The 1438-nt window shown below is 56.1% G+C and carries 2 protein-coding genes and 1 pseudogene; all 3 read left to right on the forward strand.

The window, feature by feature from the left end:
- Positions 1-59 precede the first annotated feature (59 nt).
- A pseudogene (locus tag LN995_RS21590) lies at positions 60-140 on the forward strand (hypothetical protein); the annotation flags it as partial.
- Between the two features lie 108 nt (positions 141-248).
- A complete protein-coding gene (locus LN995_RS21595; RefSeq protein ID WP_229963171.1) occupies positions 249-710 on the forward strand; it encodes a hypothetical protein in 462 nt (153 codons plus the stop codon).
- Positions 599-1354 carry a transposase gene (locus LN995_RS21600; RefSeq protein WP_229963170.1) on the forward strand — a complete coding sequence of 252 codons (756 nt, stop codon included), beginning with the start codon at positions 599-601 and terminating at the stop codon, positions 1352-1354. Before LN995_RS21595 ends, LN995_RS21600 begins: the two co-directional genes overlap by 112 nt.
- The last annotated feature ends 84 nt before the right edge of the window (positions 1355-1438 follow it).

Consider the following 1438-nt stretch of genomic DNA (forward strand, 5'->3'; position numbering starts at 1 on the left):
TGTTCTTCAAGCTCTGCCTGGTGGGTTACCTGGAGAACATCGTCTCAGACAGAAAGCTCATGGAGCACTGCAGTCTCCGGCTAGACCTGCTCTATTTCTTAGATTACCAGCTCGACGAGCCGCTTCCCTGGCATTCAACGCTAAGCCGCACGCGCCAGCTGTATCCGGAGGCCTTGTTTGAGTCGCTCTTTGACAGGGTCTTCAGCCTGTGCGTGGACAAGGGCATGGTGAAGGGTGATATACAAGCCATGGATTCAGCCCCCGTCAAGGCCAACGCCTCCATGGAGAGCCTGGCTCTGAAACAAGCTGCCTTACCTGTAGGAGATCACCTCCTGGTAACTGGTGTCGAGAACCAGGAAAAGAAGGTGGAGGCTAATGCCAATCCTTCTTCCGCACAATTCATCACTGCTCCTGACCACCAGATGAAGCGACTGGAGAGGCGCTGGCAGCGGCTGAACGAGCGCCCGCAGGGGCCATCGGATCAACCAATGAAAAAGCGCAGTTGCTTAGCAATAAGACGCACTACTCCCCGCATGACCCCGATGCCCGCATCTCCGTCAAGCCTGGCAAGGCCAGGAAACTCAACTACCACTGCAGCATGGCCGTGGACACGGCCAGAGGTGTCATCTCCCACATCCGCTCGGACTTCGCCGACGGCAGGGACAGCCAGCACCTGCCTTCCCTTGTCAGGCAGGTGCAAAGCAGGTTGAAGGCAAATGCGCTGCTGATGCAGGAACTGCTGGCCGATGCCGGCTACTCCAACGGCTCCAACTACTACATGCTCGAGCAGCAGGGCATCACAGGGTGGATACCAGTGTTCGGAAAGTATAAGCCGGAGATAGAGGGCTTTCCCTATGACAAGGAGGCTGACCGATACACTTGCCCCATGGGCAAGGCGCTGCCGTTCAAGGGCTTTGACCGCACTGCGGACGGCAGGCTGCTGAAAAACTACTGGGCCGCCCCCAGCGACTGCAGGCAGTGCCCGAACAAGCCCACCTGCGCCCCCAGGACCCGGTGCCGGAAAATTACCCGGACCGCTTACGACGAGCAGTACCAGCGGGCACACGCCAGGCAGAACAGCAGGCGCGGCAAGCAGATGAAAAAGCTTCGTCAGAGCACCGTGGAGCCGGTCTTCGGGAGCCTTGTACAGCACTACGGCCTGCGCAGAATCAGTGTACTAGGTAAATCAGGGGCGCATAAGGTCATGCTTATGGCCGCCGTTGCCTTCAATCTCAAAAAGTACATGAAGTACAAACCATCAAAGTCAATCAGTGTGGCCACGGCATTGGAAAAAGAGCGGCAACAGAGCTTTACAGGCAGTTCCTTTTTATTTTCACGGCTCTTCTTCAACTGAGACAGAAAAAGCTGGGACTTGAGAGCTTTTTAAGAAGCTCAGGATCAGCGAAGGCAATACTATCAATAGTTGTGCAACAGCCAC

The organism is Pontibacter silvestris (genome assembly GCF_020907275.1).
GTDB classification, from domain to species: Bacteria; Bacteroidota; Bacteroidia; order Cytophagales; family Hymenobacteraceae; genus Pontibacter; species Pontibacter silvestris.

Bases quoted from the DNA above. Each gene is read 5' to 3' on its own strand.
- LN995_RS21595 (WP_229963171.1), top strand. From the start codon at position 249: ATGGATTCAGCCCCCGTCAAGGCCAACGCCTCCATGGAGAGCCTGGCT.
- LN995_RS21600 (WP_229963170.1), top strand. From the start codon at position 599: ATGGCCGTGGACACGGCCAGAGGTGTCATCTCCCACATCCGCTCGGAC.